Genomic DNA, 1,046 nt, shown 5'->3' with positions numbered 1-1,046 from the left:
CGAGCAGCCGCGCGGCCTCGAGCGGATGCGGCGTCAGCACGCACGGATTGTCGCGCGCACCGCGCGTGGCGACGGCGGCCGCGAGATCCGCATGCGTCGCGACGAGATTCAACGCGTCCGCATCGAGCAGCGTCGCGGCGTCGTGCGCGAGCACGTCGCGCACGAGCGTCGCCGCGGCTTCGCGCGTGCCCAGCCCGCAGCCGGCCGCGATCGCGGTCATCGCGTCGAGATCGAGCCTGTCGGCCGGATGCAGCATCAGTTCGGGGAACGGCGGGTCGTACGGCGGCGCACCGGTGCCGAGGAAGCCGACGTGCACCTTGCCGGCACCGGCGAACAGCGCGGCGCGCGCGGCCAGGATCGGCGCGCCGCACATGCCCGTGTCGCCGCCGAGCACCGCGAGACTGCCGAACGTGCCCTTGTGGGACGCGAATGCGCGTGCAGGCAGGGCGGCGGCGAACCGTGCGGGATCGTTCAACACGATGGCCGGCGCGGCGGGCGGCGCGACGTCGAGCGAGGCGACGTCGATCTCGCCGGCAAGATCGCGGCCTTCGCCGGTGTAGAGGCCCGGCTTCGCGCCGATGAAGGTGAGCGTATGAGTGGCGGCGACGGCGACGCCCGCGCCGACGATCCGGCCCGTATCGCTGTCGAGCCCGCTCGGCACATCGAGCGCGAGCACATGGCCGCCGCGCCGCGCATGCGCGGCGATGCGCGCGGCCTGCTCGGCGAAGGCGCTGTCGAGCGCGCGGCCGAGACCGATGCCGAACAGCCCGTCGACGACCCATGCATAGCCGTCCAGCGAAGCGGGCGGCGTGGCCGACAGCGGCACGCCGGCTGTATGCGCGAGGCCGAGTGCCCATTGCGCGTCGTCCGGTTTCACCGGCACCGGCATCCACGCCTGCGTCGCGACGCCAAGCTGCTGGAGGTGCGCGGCGGCAACCAGCGCGTCGCCGCCGTTGTTGCCTGGGCCGACCGCGAACCAGATGGGGCGGTCGTCGCCGGCTGCGCGCTCGGACAGCCAGCGCGCGGCGGCGGCGCCGGCGCGACCG

The 1,046-nt window shown here is 74.8% G+C and carries 1 protein-coding gene; it reads right to left on the bottom strand.

Annotated elements, in window-relative coordinates; genetic code table 11:
* Positions 1-1,046 (bottom strand): NAD(P)H-hydrate epimerase (locus G3N64_RS39100; RefSeq protein ID WP_205788896.1); only part of this gene is annotated, 1,046 nt, incomplete at both ends.

The sequence above is a fragment of the Burkholderia sp. Ac-20344 genome, assembly GCF_017104975.1.
Classification (GTDB): domain Bacteria; phylum Pseudomonadota; class Gammaproteobacteria; order Burkholderiales; family Burkholderiaceae; genus Burkholderia.
The sequence above is the reverse complement of the archived record's forward strand: the minus strand, read 5'-3'. Positions and strand labels throughout refer to the sequence as shown.